Below are 16,597 nucleotides of genomic sequence, written 5' to 3'. Positions count from 1 at the left end.
GTAATCTTAATTAAGCATATCGTAAAGAAATTGATATTTAATGCGCCGCCAAACAGCATGTTAATTCAAATTTTTAATAGGTGGCGTAAAAATTGCTAAGCATAAAAATATACCGACGGGTGCTTTGCCGCGCGGCATCCTTAATGGAGAATCACTATGTGTCTGGGCATTCCGGGAAAAATTATTGAACTGGCTTCCGCCGAACGACAGCTGGCATGGGTCGACGTATGCGGCGTCCGGCGCGAGGTAAACATTGCGCTGGTGGCGGACGGCGTGGACGCCGGACGGCTGATCGGCAGTTGGGTGCTGGTTCACGTCGGGTTTGCCATGAGCCGTCTGGATGAAGAGGAGGCGTATGCAACGCTCGACGCTTTACGGCAAATGGAGGAGGTAGAACAAGATGTTACAATTTTTCTGCGTCAATAGATTTCTTTTCGTGACGTAAATCAAGACTTGTTCATTTCTCAAGGTGATAATAAGAATAAATATCATTAGCACATCGCTTCGTGATTATGTCTATCTGGCTAAAACTTTTCTTTTCGTTGTGCTGGCTATCCGGCTGTTCTCTGGCGCTGGCCGCAACCGACTACGCTTCCTTTATCCAGGATATCGAATCCAGACTGGATAAAACGGTTCAACTGTATCAGCAGCAACAGCCTGATGAAGCCCGCACCGAAGTTCAGATGGCCTATTTCGAAGTGTTCGAAAATCTCGAAGGCCCCATCCGTATCAATATTTCCGCGCAAAAAAGCTATCAGTTGGAAGCCGCGTTCGGTGAAATCCGGCGCATGATCGGCGAGGGAAAACCGCTGGCCGACGTGCAGGCTAAAGTGACCTGGCTGAAAGGGGAACTGAACGCGGTGCTGCCGGTATTGGCCGACGGCCATCGGCTGGTGGCGCAGCAACAGCACGGCGCGTATGACAACAGCGATATCGCGCTGTACTGGCAGCAGAGTTTTAAGATCATCGACGATCAACTGGCGCAGGCGATAAGCGAATATCAGGCCGGCGACTACGCCAGGGCCAGCCAGAGCGTGCAGCAGGCGCACTATCAGGGGTTTAAAAACTCGGAAATGGAGATGTCGGTGCGGCAGAACCGCTCCGCGCAGCAGGCCGCCGCCATTAATCAGCAATTTTCCGCGCTGATCGCCCTGGCGAATCAACCGGATCAACTGACTGACGTGGCCTATCGCGTGACGACGCTGTTGCAGGATATTGAAGATCTGCTGCCGGGGTTGCCCACCACGCGCGACAGCCAGCCGGTTAGCGCAACCTCGGCCGATGACGGCGACGGCGCGCTCGACGCCGCCGACGTGCCGGACGCTAACTGGGCTAAAATATCCGACGACATTAATCAGGCCATTCTGGCGGCCATCGAAAAGTACCGTCAGGGCGAGGTGAAACCGGCGATGATCGCCGTGCAGGACGCCTACTTCGATCTGTTCGAAGCCACCGGCATGGAGAACAAGGTCGGTTCGCGCAATGCGGCGTTCAAATCGACGCTGGAAGGCTATTTCACCCGTATGGTCAGCCTGATGAATGCCGGCCAGCCGGTGGAGCAACTGCACCTTCAGGCCGATGCGCTACAGCAGGATCTGGCGAACGCCGTGGCCATGCTGGGCGAAGGGGGAGATACCCACTGGAGCCTGCTGATCTACAGCCTGCTGATCATTGTGCGTGAAGGTATGGAAGCGCTGCTGATCGTGGCGGCCATCGTCGCTTATCTGGTGAAAAACAATCATCGCGATAAGCTGCCGCTTATCCGCCAGTCTGTTTATATCGCGCTGCTGTGCAGCGTGATCACCGCCGTTATTTTCCAATTGCTGTTTACCAACTCCGGCGCCAGCCGCGAACTGCTGGAAGGCGTCACCATGCTTATCGCCGTGGTGATGCTGTTCTTTATGAGTTACTGGCTGCTGTCGAAGGTGGAAGCCCGGCACTGGAAAGCCTATCTGGAAGGTAAATTGTCGCACTCCCTGAGCGGCGGGTCGCTGGCGGGATTATGGCTGACCAGTTTTCTGGCGGTCTACCGGGAAGGGGCGGAAACCGTCCTGTTTTACTACGCGCTGGTGGGCGATGCCAACAATATGGCCGGGCACCTCTCCATTCTGGCGGGCTTTGCCATCGGCTGCGTGATCCTGGTGGTTGCCTATCTGATCATGCGCTTCACCGTGGTTAAACTTCCGCTTAAGCCTTTCTTTATGTTTACCGGTTGTTTCATGTATCTGATGGCGTTCGTCTTTGCCGGTAAAGGGGTACTGGAACTGATTGAAGGCAAATTGTTTGAACCGACGCTGTTGACCGGCGTACCGGAAATCAGCGGGTTGGGTATTTATCCCTATGTGGAAACGTTAATCCCGCAAGGGGTGCTGTTAGTCGCGGCATTGGCGGCGCTGTGGATCATGCGGCGCAGAGCCTCGACAATCTGATACTGGAAGCAGTGACCAGCAAAAATAACCAGAAACGACCGTTACGCCCCGATGACTGCAAGGCGCGGGCAACCGCCGGCTTGCAAGATGACGGGTACATTGATGACACGAGGATGGGTTGATGAATAAGCAAAAAAGTCTGATTGCCGGGGCGATTATCGCCGCTGTTTTCACCGCGCCCGCGGCGCTGGCGTTTGAAGAGTATCCGGCTGGCGAACCGGTGACCATAAACGAGCTGGAGATCGCCGCGGTTTATCTGCAGCCGATTGATATGGAACCCCGCGGCATGGGTTTGCCGGCGGCAAAGGCGGATATCCACCTGGAAGCCGATATCCATGCGGTGGAGGGGAATAAAAACGGATTCGGCGCCGGCGAGTGGATGCCGTTCCTGACCATCGCCTATACCCTGACCAACACCGATACCGGCGCCAAGCAGGAAGGAACCTTTATGCCGATGGTCGCCAGCGACGGCCCGCACTATGGCGCGAACATCAAAATGATGGGCGTGGGCAACTACAAGGTGATTTACCACATCGACCCGCCCTCCAAAGCCGGCATGCACCGCCATACCGACGAGGAAACCGGCGTCGGCCGCTGGTGGAAACCGTTTGACGTCAGCTTTGATTTCAAATACGTCGGCATCAAGTGATGATCCCGTCCGCGATAAGCGCTTCCTTATCGCGCTAATGCCCACGCCTCTGCCGATAGCCGCCAGGGGCGTGCGCTTTATTACCCAATAGATTTCAAGGTGCGGAAGCCAACGCACCTGCAACTTGAAAGATGAAGGGAATATGAGTTACTTCTTCGTTACTACGCTACAGTCATTCCTGCCGATAGCGTTGCTGTTGGGGCTGAACTGGAGCCATCGTTCCCCGCCTGAAATCCGGCCGTTGGCGTGGACCACCCTGCTGGCGCTGATTGCCGGCACGGTAATCGGCATTCGCCTGCCCAACGGCCAGCAGCTGCAACTCTGGATCACCGGCATTCAGGCGATCGTCCTGCTGTTGTTTCTCGTCAGTCAGTTTTTCTCTCATTCCCGCATCGGTTATTTCTGGCAGGCCATCCTGGTTGCCGGCGCGGCTATTCATTGGGGCGGCGATCCCAACCTGAGCGCCCTGACCAGCACGCACGTGGTGAATACCGATCTGCTGCTGAATTTCAGCGCGGTGGCGGCGGCCTTCGGCTGGCTGATATTCAGCGCCGCGCTTTGCGGCATGATGGTGCGGCGTATCCGCGTATTGCGCTGGCCGCTGCTCGTTGCGCTGGCGGCGCTATTACTGTTGCCGATCAGCGGCAATCTGCTGCTGTTATTGATGAAGCTACAGGTGCTGGGGCTGAACAAACCGCGCCTGAGCTATGTGGCGCAGGTCACCAATAGCGCCTGGCTGCTGAATTATCTCGGCGCGCTATTGCTGGCGGTGGCAGCGGCCGGCTATCTGCTGCCTTTATTCCACACGCGCCGGCGGATGCAGGCCGCCGCCGAGGCCATCGCCAGGCGCCGCGCCACCGCCGACTACCGCAATGTGCGGCGCACGGTGCTGGCCGCCCTGATTGCGCTGCTGGCGATCGTGGCGGCGCAGCTTTACTGGGACAAGGTGGCGTCCCAGCCTCCCCGTTTGTCCGAGGCGTTGCCGGTGACGCCGGCCGCCGACGGCAAGGTGCATATTCCCATCGAACAGATTCGCGACGGCAAACTGCATCGGTTTGTGTGGGTTGCCGATGACGGCAAGGCGGTGCGCTTTTTCGTCATTAACCGCTATCCGGACCGGCTGCGGTTGGGAGTGGTGTTCGATGCCTGCCTGCTGTGCGGCGATCAGGGCTATGTGATGGAAGGTAATCAGGTGATCTGCGTCGCCTGCGACGTACGCATCTTTATCCCCTCCATCGGCAAGGCGGGCGGGTGTAACCCCGTGCCCATCGAAGGCTGGAGCAATGACGACAATGAGCTGGTGATTAGCCAGGCGTCGCTGGCGGCGGGCACCAACTATTTCACCACGGTGATATCGCTGGAGGTCGTCGATCCGGTTGACGGTTCGAAACTCACCAACGTGCAGGCCGAACATAAGTATCGCTACGGCGGTAAAACCTATTTCTTCTCATCTGAAGCGAACTACAAGCGTTTCCGTGAAAGCCCCGGAAAATTTGTTACCTCCGCGGCGACGGCTGACGATCAAGCGGAAGGGGAATAACCATGTTATGGCGCATGTTACGCCAATCCTGGCGCAGAAATATCCGGCGTAAATCGCTGGCGGTGTTGACGGTCTTTTTGGCGGCGGGGCTGATTTCGGCCCTGCTGGCGGTCTCTATCGATATCGGCGACAAAATGGCGCGCGAATTGAAATCCTATGGCGCCAATATCCTGATTGAACCGGCGGGACAGGCGGCGCTGCCGGCGCTGTTCGGCGAGCACGGCAATCCGCTGGAAGGGCAGGATTTTCTCGATGAGTCGGAGTTGCCCAACATCAAGGATATTTTCTGGCGCAACAATATCGTCGGATTCGCGCCGTTGCTGAGCGGCGACGTGGAGATCGACGGGCAGCCGGTGGCGGTATTGGGCACCTTTTTCTCACAGCCGGTGGCGGTGCCGGACGAAGAGGATTATCGCACCGGACAGATAACCGTCAGCCCTTACTGGCAGGTTGCCGGCCGGTGGCCGCAGGAGCCGGTGACGGAAGGAAGCGCCGCCGAGGCGCTGGCGGGCAAACAGCTGGCGCAGCAGAACGGCTGGCAGGCGGGCAGCCAGCTCCGGCTGCATGGCCCGCAGGGTGAAGCCATAGTGCGGGTCAGCGGCATTCTGAGCAGCGGCGGGGATGAGGAAAACCGGCTGGTGATGCCGCTGGCGGCGGTGCAGCGTCTGCTGGGCCTGGAGGGGAAAATACAGGCGATCCGCGTTTCCGCGCTGACGGTGCCGGAAAACGACCTGTCGCGCCGGGCGCGTGAAAATCTGGAGGCGCTGAACGCCGAAGAGTATGACCTGTGGTACTGCACCGCCTATGTTTCCTCTATCGCCCACCAGTTGGAAGAGGCGATTTCCGGTTCGGTGGTGCGGCCTATCTGGCAGGTGGCGGCGTCGGAAGGCGTGGTGATCGATAAAATCCAGCTGTTGCTGGCGGTGGTCACCTTTGCGGCGCTGGTCGCCGCGGCCATGGGCATCGCCTCGTTGATGACCAGCACCATTATGGAGCGGGCGAAAGAGATCGGCCTGATGAAAGCGCTGGGGGCGCGGCAGTGGCAGATTATGCTGCTGTTCTATCTGGAAGCGGCGCTCAGCGGTTTGCTGGGAGGCATCGCCGGCTGCCTGGCGGGCTGGGGGCTGGCGAAAGCCATCGGCCTGATGCTGTTTGGCGTGCCGCTCAGCTTTGCCTGGATCGTTATCCCCTGCGTGCTGGTGATTTCGATACTGATCGCGCTGATTGGCACCTGGTTCCCGGCCCGGCGCATCGCCGGACTCTACCCGGTGGAGGTGCTGTATGGCCGCTAATGCCTGGATGAACGGGATGTTCTGGCGGCTGGTGATCCGCGCGTTGCGGCTGCGGATGCAGCGGGTCGGCGTGGTGTTCGCCGCCCTGACGGTGGGCGCGGCGATCGTCACCGCCATGTCGGCGGTGTATTTCGATATCAACGCCAAAATGAGTCAGGAACTGCGCACCTTCGGGGCGAACTTTTATATCGGGCCCGCGCGCGGCAATGCGCTGCCCCAGCCAACGTTTCAGCAGATCGTCGACGGCGCGCCGGCCGGGCTAATCAATGCCGCCAGTCCGTATCTGTATGGCATGGCGCGCACCGAGCTGGAAAAAGTGGTGCTGATGGGGGTGTGGTTTGAATCATTGCGTCCGCTCGCCCCTTACTGGCAGGTAAAGGGAAACTGGATCGGCGTCAGCTTCGACGATCGCAACGCGATGATCGGCGTCAAGCTGGCGGAGCGGCTGAACGTTAAAGTCGGCGACGGCATTACGCTGGTCGGCGACGGCGAAAGGCAGCGTTTGCAGATTAAAGGCATTGTGGAATCCGGCGACGCCACGGACAACATGCTGATCGTCAGTCTGGATCTGGCGCAGAAATGGCTGAATAAACCGGGGGCGATCAGCAATGCGCTACTCAGCGTCAGCAATGATCTGGGGCAGGTGGACCAGTTCGCCGCGCGGCTGCAACAGCAGTATCCGCAGTTGGAAATCCGGCCGATCCTCAAGGTCTCCGCCTCCGAAGGACAGGTGCTGAATAAAATCAAAGGGCTGATGGGGCTGGTGTCGGCGGTGATACTGGTGCTCTCCTCGCTGTGCGTCAACACCACCCTGATGGCGATTGTCGGCGAACGGGCGCGCGAGTTCGCCCTGCAAAAGGCGCTGGGCGCCAGCGGGCGGGATATTATCCGCCAGATGCTGGCGGAGACCGGCATCATTGCGCTGGCGGCGGCGCTGTGCGGTTCGCTGCTGGGCTACCTGCTGGCGCAGATTCTGGGGATGGCGGTGTTCAACGCGACGATCTCGCTGCGGGCGCCGGTCTTTCCGCTGACGCTGCTGCTCTCGCTGCTGGTGGCCGCCGTCGCGGCCATTGTTCCCACCCGACGGGCGATTCATGTCGAACCGGCCAAAGTATTAAAAGGAGAGTAGCGATGTCCTCATCGATAAATGTGCAGGGCGCGGAGCAGGCGCCGGAGGCGGTGATTGAAACACGCCAACTATACAAGCGTTTTGGACAGGTTACCGCGCTGGAGGATATCAATATTCGCATTGCCCGCGGTGAGTTTGTCGCCATTATGGGCGCTTCGGGATCGGGTAAAACCACCCTGATGAATATCCTCACCTGTCTGGATACGGTCAGCGAAGGTCAGGTGCTGCTGGATGGCATTGACGCCGCGGCGCTGGATGAAGAAGGGCGGCGTAAATTCCGCGCCGACAAGATCGGCCTGGTGTTCCAGCAATTCCACCTGATTCCCTTTCTGACCGCGCTGGAAAACATCATGCTGGCGCAGCATTACCACAGTATCGTGGATGAACCCGCGGCGCGGCGGGTGCTGGAGCAGGTGGGCCTGGCCCACCGCATGGGACATTTACCCAGCCAGCTTTCCGGCGGCGAGCAGCAGCGGGTGTGTATTGCCCGGGCGCTGGTGAACGAGCCGCCGGTTATCTTCGCCGATGAACCGACCGGCAATCTGGATGAGGAAAATGAACGGCGGGTGCTGGATCTGCTCAAGGATTTGCACCATCAGGGGCGCACCGTGGTGATGGTGACGCATAACCCCGAGCTGGGTAAGTTCGCCGATCGTATTATCCGTTTGCAGCACGGTAAATATTTCGGCGAGGAGGTAAATCATCATGTTATGGCGTAACGGTTTACCGGCCTGCTGTCTGCTGGCCTCATTGGCGCTGCTCGGCGGCTGTAAAGAGGAACAGGTCAGCGTCGGGGCGCCGGCGCCCGCGCTGGCCGCTTATGATCTGGCCGGGCAAGCGGCGGACCTGAGCCGCTGGCGGGGGAAAAACGTCTATCTGAACTTCTGGTCCGCGGGCTGCGGCGGTTGCCTGGCGGAAATGGCGACGCTGGAGAAACTCAGCCAGCGCTACGGCGATAAAATCGTGGTGGTGGCGGTGAATACCGACCCGGACGGCGTGGACATCGCCCCGCTGTTGGCGCAGCAAAGGGTGAACTACCCGGTTATCCGCGATCAACTGGGGATCACCAAAGAGCGTTACCAGGTTATCGGCACCCCCACGTCATTTATCATTGACGGCGGCGGTAAGGTCACCGCCCAGCATCAGGGCGCCAGAGACGAGCGGCAACTGACGGAACTGTTTGCGCGGCTGGCCCGCGGAAGCTGATTTCGCCAGCGGCGAATAGCAGTATCGTCAGGCTTATTCCCGCGTTATTTCCCCGCCGGATCGGCGACCGCCACCGGCACCACCACCGGCCGGGGCTTGATTCTGACCGCATAAATCACGCCGGCAACCAGGCAGAACACGCCGCCCAGCGTCAGCAGCGGCGGCCAGGAGTGGCGGATGATAAATGAATAGGTCAGCCCCGCCAGCGTTTCAAACACCACCAGCGGGCCGATCAGCACGGTCGGCAACCGCTGGCTGGCTTCGTTCCAGCATAGCGTGCCCAGCCATGAGCAAAACAGGCCGATAACGATCATCAGGGTAATAAACACCGCCGGCCGCGGGCCGAACGGCAGGGGGAAATCCTCGCGGCCGAGCGCCAACTGGCCGCAAACCAGCAGGTATCCCAGCAAAGCCAAGGGCAGGGTGACCAGCCCCTGCGCGGTGGCCCAGGTTGTGGGCGTTTTGCCGGTGTTTTCTCGCAGCCAGCGCGCGTTGCGCAGCGGATACCAGGTCCAGCAGGCCATCGCCGCCAGCGCCAGCGCGATGCCGCCAAGATAGCGCCAGAGGTCCAGCGAAGCCGTCGCGGCGCTCAGCTCCGCGATATTGACCAGAAGCAGCCCGGCGGCGATAAGCAACAGCGCGGGAGCCAGCTGCCGCCATAACACCTTGCCGTCATGCCTGCCGTAGAGCAGATTGGCGCTAACGGCGATCGCCACCGGCAAGGTGCCGATAATCATGGTCGAAACCGGGGCGCCGGTACGCTGAATGGCGCTGGCCAGGCAGAAATAGTAGAGCAGGTTGCCGATGGCGGAGAGTTTGAGCGCCTCGCGCCAGTCTTTGCCGCTAAGCAGCCGCAACCGATGGCGATCGAGCCAGGCCAGCGGTAAAGCGATCAGGCCGAAGGCAAGATAGCGGCCGGTCGATTGCAACGCGGCGGGGTATTCAGGCACCAGCAGGGGGCCGACAAAAATCAATCCCCACATCAGCCCGGCACAAAGGGCGAAAACAACGCCAGTCAACATGATAAACCTTATTTTAACCGTTTGAGCGACGCGCGCCTGAATTAGCTTTTCACCGCAGCTTAACGCTTATTCCGTCACCTGTATCGCTATTTCCATACCCGGCGTCGATAGCGCCGGTCGGGCAAATTATTAGACTTGAAGATTATAACTAATATCTAAAAGATTTATCACGTGATGGGCGCTGATGTGTCCGTTTATGATAATGTATTTTTAATTTATTGAATATAAAGAATTTATTGTTGCTTTTTGCCTTTGTTTTTGTCTAAAAGGCATCGGCTAACTTTTCTTAGTATAAAAAAATATAATCAAATCGATTTCCTTATTTGTCCCGGGCATTATTTCTTCGTATCAATGTTACATTCTGAATGGCGCAACAGTGATGGAGTGAAGGGTGAATTTTCAGCAACTGAAGATTATTCGTGAATCAGCACGGTGCAATTACAACCTGACCGAAGTGGCGAATACCCTGTTTACCTCGCAATCCGGGGTGAGTCGTCATATCCGCGAGCTGGAAGAAGAACTGGGGATTGAAATATTTGTCCGCCGGGGTAAACGCCTGCTGGGCATGACCGAACCGGGCAAAGAACTGCTGATTGTGGCGGAAAGGATCCTGAACGACGCCAGCAATATCCGCCGGTTGGCCAACGTATTTACCAACAATGATACCGGCCAACTGGTCATTGCCACCACCCATACCCAGGCGCGTTACAGTTTGCCTCAGGTGATAAAAGCGTTCCGCGCGCTTTATCCCCAGGTACGTCTGGTGCTTAATCAGGGCACGCCTGAAGAGATTGTGACGATGCTGCATTCAGGGGAAGCGGATATCGGCATTGCCAGTGAACGCCTGATTAACGATGCTTCTCTGGCGGCTTTTCCCTATTACCGCTGGCACCATTCAATCGTGGTGCCGGAAGATCACCCGCTGGCGCGCGAGCCGGTGGTGACGCTGGATATGCTTAACGCGGCGCCGCTGATTACCTATCGTCAGGGGATTACCGGGCGTTCCCGCGTCGACCGCGCCTTTCAGGCGGCGGGCATGGCGCCGGATATTACCCTGAGCGCACAGGACTCAGACGTCATCAAAACCTATGTCGAACTGGGACTGGGGGTCGGCATTCTGGCTGACAAGGCCTACGATGCGGTTCGCGACAAAGGGCTGGTGCGCTTGAACGCCGAACATCTGTTTGAAGCCAATACCGTGTGGCTGGGGTTGAAAAAGAATCAGTTACAGCGTAACTATGCCTGGAAGTTTATCCAGCTGTGTAATACCGAGCTGTCTCTGGCCGAGATTAAAGACAAGGTCTTTGCCGAGAACGACGAGAATGTGATCGACTATCAAATCTGACCCGCGGCAAGCGGCGCTTACTCCAATCGCCCGGCTCAGTCGGCGCCTGGGAGATTGGCTGGTTTTGCGTCGTTGCGAACCTTGAAGCCCGTCGCATGGGTATCTGATTCATCAGCCAGAAAATTTCTGGCTGCCTGCTTTTCCCGCCGCCGTTTTACCTGGTTTCCGCCTCGTCCAAGCAGCCGGGCTAATGCATTCCGTTAGCATAGTTATGGTTTCCGCGATTAACAATCCACTTGATCTCGCCGTGGCGGGATAGTAGCATCCCCACGCATAACAATAACATATGTTTGGTATTTTTTTTTAGATACAAAGAGTTGTGGGTTTTTATTGCATAAATATGTGATTCATTCTGCGTACCGATTCGACAATAAACGTCGGTAACTGCCCCATCCAAACATGCCTGATACTCGCTGTCTCCACGCTTATTTTACGGTTCACGTTGAACCGGAATTTGCGCTATCGCCATTCGTTCCTGGCGAGGAGTTTTGAAACGGAAAATCGCTATGAAAACACAGAAAATCAGTCTGGCCTGGCAAATTCTTATTGCGCTGGCGCTTGGTATCGCGCTCGGCACCGTATTGCACGAACAGGCGGACAGCCGCCAATGGCTGATCGGTAATATTCTCAGCCCGGCCGGCGATATCTTTATCCGCCTGATTAAGATGATCGTCGTACCCATCGTTATCGCCACCTTGATTGTGGGGATTGCCGGGGTCGGCGACGCCAAAAAGCTGGGCCGCATCGGTTTGAAGACCATTATCTATTTTGAGGTGGTCACCACATTAGCCATTATTTTGGGTATTACCCTGGCGAACGTGTTTCAACCGGGGACGGGCATCGATATGTCGATCCTGACCTCTGCGGATATCTCGCAATATGAAAAAACCACCGAACAGGTGCAAAGCGGCTCTCATAGCCTGGTGAGCACCGTTCTGTCGCTGATCCCGCCGAATATTTTTGCCGCGGTGGCCAACGGCGACATGCTGCCGATTATTTTCTTCTCGGTGCTGTTCGGTCTGGGGCTGTCATCGCTGTCAAAAGAGCATCGCGATCCCCTGTTGAACGTGTTTCGCGGCGTCTCGGAAACCATGTTCAAAGTGACGCATATGATCATGCGCTATGCGCCGGTCGGCGTATTCGCGCTGATTTCGGTCACGGTGGCGAACTTCGGTTTCGCCTCGTTACTGCCGTTGGCAAAGCTGGTGGTGCTGGTTTACGGCGCCATACTGTTCTTTGCCCTGATCGTGCTGGGGGGAATTGCCCGCCTGTGTAAATTGCGCATCACCACATTGATTCGCATTCTGAAAGACGAACTGATCCTCTCTTACTCCACCGCCAGTTCGGAAACCGTGCTGCCGCGCATTATCGAGAAGATGGAAGCGTACGGCGCGCCGAAATCGATCACCAGTTTTGTGGTGCCGACCGGTTATTCGTTTAATCTGGATGGTTCGACGCTGTACCAGAGCATCGCGGCGATCTTTATCGCGCAACTGTATGGCATCGATCTCTCTATCGGGCAGGAAATTGTGCTGGTGCTGACCCTGATGCTGACCTCGAAAGGGATCGCCGGCGTTCCCGGCGTCTCTTTTGTGGTTCTGCTGGCAACCCTCGGCAGCGTGGGGATCCCGCTGGAAGGTCTGGCGTTTATCGCCGGCGTGGACCGTATTCTGGATATGGCGCGTACCGCGCTGAACGTGGTGGGCAATGCCCTGGCCGTGCTGGTGATTGCCAAATGGGAACGCCAGTTTGACGAGAAAAAAGCGCGGGCCTACGAACGCGAACTGCACAGCGGGAATAGCGAACCCGTGCGGCAGGAGCAGGGGTAATTATCTCGCCGCGTTGCCATTATTGACCCCAGCCTCCCCTTCGCAGGGGCTGTCTCTTAGTCACATTTACTGTTAACGGTATATGTAAGCTCAGTGTTATTTCGTGCGCGAAAAGAATAGTATTTTTATGCCACGTCGTAGCACGCGCCCGACTCAGGACGCTCAAGCGCCGCAGCCCTGAGAACCCTGGCTTCCGGCTGAAATTATGCCGCTTCGCGGTGCCTTCGGAATCGGAGGTCTCCTGTCGAACCGCCATTGACGCGCTCCCGGCGCGGCACTGGCTTTCGCCGCGTCCATGCGGCTCATTCGGGAGACCTCCCATTCCTCAGCATAATTTTTTACGCCGACCAAAAGCAAAAAACCAAGATCCAAGACCAGAATACACATGGCCTCTAGAGGTTCCTTGGATTTGTGTATAAGAGACAGTCGCAGGGGAGGGAGTTTTGCGCCTCACCTGGCAAAGGGGGAGCGAATTTTTGCTCCTCCCCCTGACAAGTGGGAGGCCGGGCTTTTCAACGACATCAGGCGGCGCGATTATCATTAACCACGGCGAATGCCGTGAGCTGTTGCGTACTCCACAACGCCTTGCCAATGCTTTCCGGCTCGACGGAAAAGGGCAGCCGCGCGGCGATATGGGGGCCGATCTTCACGTTTTTAACAATCTCATCAACCTGAGCAGGCCGGTCGCCGAGGCCGAGCGAATCCAGCGTCAGCGGACTGCCGTAGCGGCGAAGCTGCAATAACAGCTCTTCTCTATCATGCGCATCGTCATGTTCGAGGAAGGCCTGGACCGCCAGACCGAATCCCACTTTTTCACCGTGCAGCCAGTGATGTAATTCCGGCAGGCGCGTCATGCTGTTATGAATGGCGTGAGCGACGCCGATACGCGGCACATCGTCTTTCATGCTGTTAGCCACGCCCGCCAGCGCGATCGCGGCGTCAATCACTTTGCGTAAGGCCGGCGTGACCTGCTTTTGCTGATTATCCGCAATGGCCTGTTCGCCGTAGCGGTTAAACGTGTCCACCGCCAACCTGGCGGCCTGCGCTTTCAGCGCCAGAGCCAGTCCCTCGTCCCCATTGCGCAGATAGGGCTGGAATTCATACCACTTTGCCAGCGCGTCAACGATGCCGGCCTTAAGGTAGCGCGGCGGGCTTTGCGCAATCACTTCGCCGTCGACCAGTACCCATACGGGCAACCGCTTCAGCGCCAACGGCCCCTGATGCGCTCCCGTCTCGCTGTAAATCACGCTGATGGGCGACCAGGCGGCACAGGTCGCCGCAATGGTCGGAACGGTAATGACCGGTATCTGCCCCAAGACTTCACCGACGGCTTTGGCCGAATCCAATACCCGGCCCCCGCCGATTCCCAGAATCAATTCGGCCCCAAACTCTCGCGCCTGAAGGGTCAATGCTTCTATTGCCGGCTTGGTGCAGTCGCCCGGCAGAAATTCAATCCGATACTTCAAACCCTGTAGGTTCAGGCTGTGCTCGACTTTTTCTGACGTCGCCAGCCATGCCTGCGGGCTGGTAATAATCAACAGGGTTTCGGCCAGCGGTTTTACAAACTCACCGACGGCGCCGATGACGCCATCACGATTCAGATAGGTTCCAGGCGCTTGTATTGCGATCATGTCCGTGACCTCCGATATGTCCGCGGAAAAGGAAATAAATCAGTTGTAGCAGCGATGCGGAAAGCGGCAAAAGAATGATTCTGATTATGCATGGATGAATTTTGCATAACCGGGCGAGGGCGAAATTGTCTTATGTTGAACCGCGGCAATTGAGAGAACGACATAATTTTAGGTGCTTTTAATATAGATAAAGTCTGATTTCCGTTCGTCCGGCTTTATAGGGAAATTGTTGTTTATTTATAAAGTCTATTTTGGAATAACTTAGAATAAATGCCCCGTTGTTTATTAAATATCAATTAAATATCGGATACTTATTTCATTAGAACAATATTGTCTATAGATAGTTTTATTTCTCATTTAGGGATAAAAACGCCGGCGTTATAGTGTTGCCTACACTATTTAATTCAGTATTCAGAGTTGATTATGCCGGTATTTAGTCATCATTATTTACGAGATTATCTGCGCACCCAATTAGTCAATGTCGCGGTGGATGCCAGCGTGGCGCAGATTGTGGCGGATAATCTGGTGGAGTCGAGCCTTAAGGGGCATGATTCGCACGGCGTCAGCATGCTGCCGCGCTATATCGCCGCTATCCGGGAAGGGGGGCTGTCACCTCACGCCAATGCTGAAAAAACGCTGGATTTCGGGCCGTTGATCTCTTTCGACGGCCGGCAGGGATTCGGGCAGGTGGTGGCGCGGCAGGCGTTAGCCGAAGGGATCTCCCGCGCGCTGGATCAGGGGGTCGCCGTGGTCAGTCTGGCGGACGCGCACCACCTGGGGCGCATCGGCGCCTGGGCTGAACAGGCGGCGAGCGCCGGTCTGGTTTCCCTGCATTTCGCCAATGTTCATTCCACGGTGGTACTGCCGTGGCAGGGGGAACTGCCCCGTTTCGGCACCAATCCTTTCTGCGTGGGGGTACCGGTCGACGGCGACGAACCGGTGATTCTCGATTTCGCCACCAGCGTGATAGCCGGTAATAAAGCGCGTATCGCCTGGAATGAAGGGAAACAACTGCCGCCGGGGTGCATCGTTGATAATCAGGGGAAACCGACGGTCGATCCGCGCTGGCTGATGGAGCAGCCGCTGGGGGCGCTGCTGCCGTTCGGTCAGCATAAAGGGGCGGGGCTATCGCTTATTTGCTCGCTGCTGGGGGCGGCCTTGACCGGCGGCCGAACCGAACGCACGGCAAAGAGAGAAAAAAAACAGATTATCAACAGCATGCTGTCCATTCTGATCGATCCGCAACGCTTAGGCGGCGCGGAAACTTACCGCCAGGAAATTCCTGCTTTATTGGCCTGGGTTCGCCAGTCGCGTGACGACGGGGAGTTATTATTGCCGGGCGATCCGGAAAAACAAAAATATCGTCAGCGTCTCGAAGAGGGTATTTACGTTGATGATACCAGTTGGAAGCAGCTTGCCGATTTAAATACGCAGGTTGCGTAATACGATGGTTTTTTTTATTTAAATATTAGTTAACTTATTTTAATCCAATAGGGAACTGAACGTGAGCAAAAATGTATTCAGCGCGGTAGGAATAAGCGGTCTGTTATTTATCGCCACCTCGGCATGGGCGGCGGAAAATATACCGGATGAAGTCCGGGTGGCCTACAGCGGCGGCTCACAGGTATTGGTGCTGGCGAAAGCGGACGGCTCGCTGGAAAAAGCGCTTGGCGCGCCGGTCAAGTGGGTGCAATTCGCCACCGGCGCCGATGCGCTTAATTATTTCGCCGGCAATGCCATTGATATCGCCAACTTTGGCTCCAGCCCGGCGGCGGCTGGTATCGTGCGCAAATTGCCTATCGAGATTATCGGCGTTTCCGGGGTGATTGCCACCTATGAGCGGCTGATTGGCAAGCAGGGCATTAATTCGCTGAAGGATATAGAGGGCAAACGCGTGGCGTATCCGCCTAATTCGACCGCCCAGTATGCGCTGGAAGCGGCGATAGCCGTTCACAAGCTCGATCGCAGCAAAATCAACCTGATACCGTTACGTCCGGCTGAAATGGTGGCGGCGTGGAAACGCGGCGATATCGACGCCGGCTATGTCTGGGCGCCCTTTGCCCAGGAGCTGGAAGCTTCCGGCGGGCATGGCGTATTCGCCACCAAGGATCTGCAAAAAGACGGCTACCTGATCTACAACAACTATGTGGTCAGAAAGGCGTTCGCCCGGCAGTATCCGCAAATCGTCGCCCGTTTCCTGCGCGTGCATCAGCAAAAAGTGAATGAATTCCGTCAGGATCCGGAGAAAGCCGCGGCGACGGTGGCAAAAGAGGTCGGCGCGCCGGTCACTACGACCACCAATACCTTGTCGGGTCTGGAATATCCGACGCTCGAAGAGCAGGCGACGGCGCAATGGCTGGGCGACGGCACCAATACCGACCAAAGCGGGATCGGGCAGGCGGTCGCCAAAACGGCGAATTTCCTGGAAAGTATCGGTGAAGTTCGCCAGCGTGATATTCCTTCCTCCTATGCCGATGCCATCAACTCATCCTATCTACAGCAGGCAGGGAAAGGAAATTAACGGA

Annotated in this window: 14 protein-coding genes; 12 read left to right on the top strand and 2 right to left on the bottom strand. The window is 56.9% G+C overall.

The window, feature by feature from the left end:
* Positions 1-156: 156 nt before the first annotated feature.
* The 8 genes from hypC to EH206_RS14475 all read left to right on the top strand — a co-directional run bounded on the left by hypC (position 157) and on the right by EH206_RS14475 (position 8,245).
* Positions 157-426, top strand: a complete 270-nt coding sequence (gene hypC / locus EH206_RS14510; RefSeq protein WP_009113576.1) for a HypC/HybG/HupF family hydrogenase formation chaperone — start codon at positions 157-159, stop codon at positions 424-426.
* A gap of 86 nt (positions 427-512) precedes the next feature.
* Positions 513-2,429, top strand: a complete 1,917-nt coding sequence (locus tag EH206_RS14505; protein ID WP_009113575.1) for an FTR1 family iron permease — start codon at positions 513-515, stop codon at positions 2,427-2,429.
* A gap of 121 nt (positions 2,430-2,550) precedes the next feature.
* A complete protein-coding gene (locus EH206_RS14500) occupies positions 2,551-3,078 on the top strand; it encodes an iron transporter (protein WP_009113574.1) in 528 nt (175 codons plus the stop codon).
* A gap of 142 nt (positions 3,079-3,220) precedes the next feature.
* Positions 3,221-4,618, top strand: coding sequence for a Fe-S-containing protein (locus tag EH206_RS14495; protein ID WP_009113573.1), 1,398 nt, complete (start codon positions 3,221-3,223; stop codon positions 4,616-4,618).
* Positions 4,619-4,620: 2 nt separating this feature from the next.
* Positions 4,621-5,910, top strand: a complete 1,290-nt coding sequence (locus tag EH206_RS14490; RefSeq protein ID WP_009113572.1) for an ABC transporter permease — start codon at positions 4,621-4,623, stop codon at positions 5,908-5,910.
* Between the two features lie 16 nt (positions 5,911-5,926).
* Positions 5,927-7,039, top strand: a complete 1,113-nt coding sequence (locus tag EH206_RS14485; protein WP_198008358.1) for an ABC transporter permease — start codon at positions 5,927-5,929, stop codon at positions 7,037-7,039.
* Positions 7,040-7,041: 2 nt separating this feature from the next.
* Positions 7,042-7,758 (top strand): ABC transporter ATP-binding protein, encoded by a 717-nt coding sequence (locus EH206_RS14480; RefSeq protein WP_009113570.1) that lies wholly within the window; start codon positions 7,042-7,044, stop codon positions 7,756-7,758.
* Positions 7,745-8,245, top strand: a complete 501-nt coding sequence (locus EH206_RS14475) for a TlpA family protein disulfide reductase (protein WP_009113569.1) — start codon at positions 7,745-7,747, stop codon at positions 8,243-8,245. Before EH206_RS14480 ends, EH206_RS14475 begins: the two co-directional genes overlap by 14 nt.
* 44 nt (positions 8,246-8,289) lie before the next feature.
* Here the strand turns inward: EH206_RS14475 and EH206_RS14470 are convergent, their stop codons facing one another.
* Positions 8,290-9,267 (bottom strand): DMT family transporter, encoded by a 978-nt coding sequence (locus tag EH206_RS14470; protein ID WP_009113568.1) that lies wholly within the window; start codon positions 9,265-9,267, stop codon positions 8,290-8,292.
* Between the two features lie 391 nt (positions 9,268-9,658).
* Here EH206_RS14470 and cbl point away from each other — a divergent pair, with 391 nt between their 5' ends.
* Both cbl and gltP read left to right on the top strand, forming a co-directional pair.
* Positions 9,659-10,612, top strand: a complete 954-nt coding sequence (gene cbl, locus EH206_RS14465; RefSeq protein WP_009113567.1) for an HTH-type transcriptional regulator Cbl — start codon at positions 9,659-9,661, stop codon at positions 10,610-10,612.
* 506 nt (positions 10,613-11,118) lie between these two features.
* A complete protein-coding gene (gltP, locus tag EH206_RS14460; protein ID WP_009113566.1) occupies positions 11,119-12,441 on the top strand; it encodes a glutamate/aspartate:proton symporter GltP in 1,323 nt (440 codons plus the stop codon).
* A gap of 521 nt (positions 12,442-12,962) precedes the next feature.
* Here gltP and EH206_RS14455 read toward each other — a convergent pair.
* Entirely contained in the window at positions 12,963-14,072 is a 1,110-nt protein-coding gene (locus tag EH206_RS14455) for an iron-containing alcohol dehydrogenase family protein (protein ID WP_009113565.1), read from the bottom strand.
* 423 nt (positions 14,073-14,495) lie between these two features.
* On the opposite strand from EH206_RS14455, the gene EH206_RS14450 reads away from it, so the two are divergent.
* Both EH206_RS14450 and EH206_RS14445 read left to right on the top strand, forming a co-directional pair.
* On the top strand, positions 14,496-15,515 hold the full coding sequence (locus EH206_RS14450) for a malate/lactate/ureidoglycolate dehydrogenase (protein ID WP_009113564.1): 1,020 nt from the start codon (positions 14,496-14,498) through the stop codon (positions 15,513-15,515).
* A gap of 109 nt (positions 15,516-15,624) precedes the next feature.
* On the top strand, positions 15,625-16,593 hold the full coding sequence (locus tag EH206_RS14445) for a taurine ABC transporter substrate-binding protein (RefSeq protein ID WP_198008357.1): 969 nt from the start codon (positions 15,625-15,627) through the stop codon (positions 16,591-16,593).
* The last annotated feature ends 4 nt before the right edge of the window (positions 16,594-16,597 follow it).

The organism is Brenneria nigrifluens DSM 30175 = ATCC 13028 (assembly GCF_005484965.1).
In the GTDB taxonomy this organism is placed as follows: Bacteria; Pseudomonadota; Gammaproteobacteria; order Enterobacterales; family Enterobacteriaceae; genus Brenneria; species Brenneria nigrifluens.
This window is presented reverse-complemented; position numbering and strand designations above follow the sequence as displayed.

Bases quoted from the DNA above. Each gene is read 5' to 3' on its own strand.
- hypC (WP_009113576.1), top strand. From the start codon at position 157: ATGTGTCTGGGCATTCCGGGAAAAATTATTGAACTGGCTTCCGCCGAA.
- EH206_RS14505 (WP_009113575.1), top strand. From the start codon at position 513: ATGTCTATCTGGCTAAAACTTTTCTTTTCGTTGTGCTGGCTATCCGGC.
- EH206_RS14500 (WP_009113574.1), top strand. From the start codon at position 2,551: ATGAATAAGCAAAAAAGTCTGATTGCCGGGGCGATTATCGCCGCTGTT.
- EH206_RS14495 (WP_009113573.1), top strand. From the start codon at position 3,221: ATGAGTTACTTCTTCGTTACTACGCTACAGTCATTCCTGCCGATAGCG.
- EH206_RS14490 (WP_009113572.1), top strand. From the start codon at position 4,621: ATGTTATGGCGCATGTTACGCCAATCCTGGCGCAGAAATATCCGGCGT.
- EH206_RS14485 (WP_198008358.1), top strand. From the start codon at position 5,927: ATGTTCTGGCGGCTGGTGATCCGCGCGTTGCGGCTGCGGATGCAGCGG.
- EH206_RS14480 (WP_009113570.1), top strand. From the start codon at position 7,042: ATGTCCTCATCGATAAATGTGCAGGGCGCGGAGCAGGCGCCGGAGGCG.
- EH206_RS14475 (WP_009113569.1), top strand. From the start codon at position 7,745: ATGTTATGGCGTAACGGTTTACCGGCCTGCTGTCTGCTGGCCTCATTG.
- EH206_RS14470 (WP_009113568.1), bottom strand. From the start codon at position 9,267: ATGTTGACTGGCGTTGTTTTCGCCCTTTGTGCCGGGCTGATGTGGGGA.
- gltP (WP_009113566.1), top strand. From the start codon at position 11,119: ATGAAAACACAGAAAATCAGTCTGGCCTGGCAAATTCTTATTGCGCTG.
- EH206_RS14455 (WP_009113565.1), bottom strand. From the start codon at position 14,072: ATGATCGCAATACAAGCGCCTGGAACCTATCTGAATCGTGATGGCGTC.
- EH206_RS14450 (WP_009113564.1), top strand. From the start codon at position 14,496: ATGCCGGTATTTAGTCATCATTATTTACGAGATTATCTGCGCACCCAA.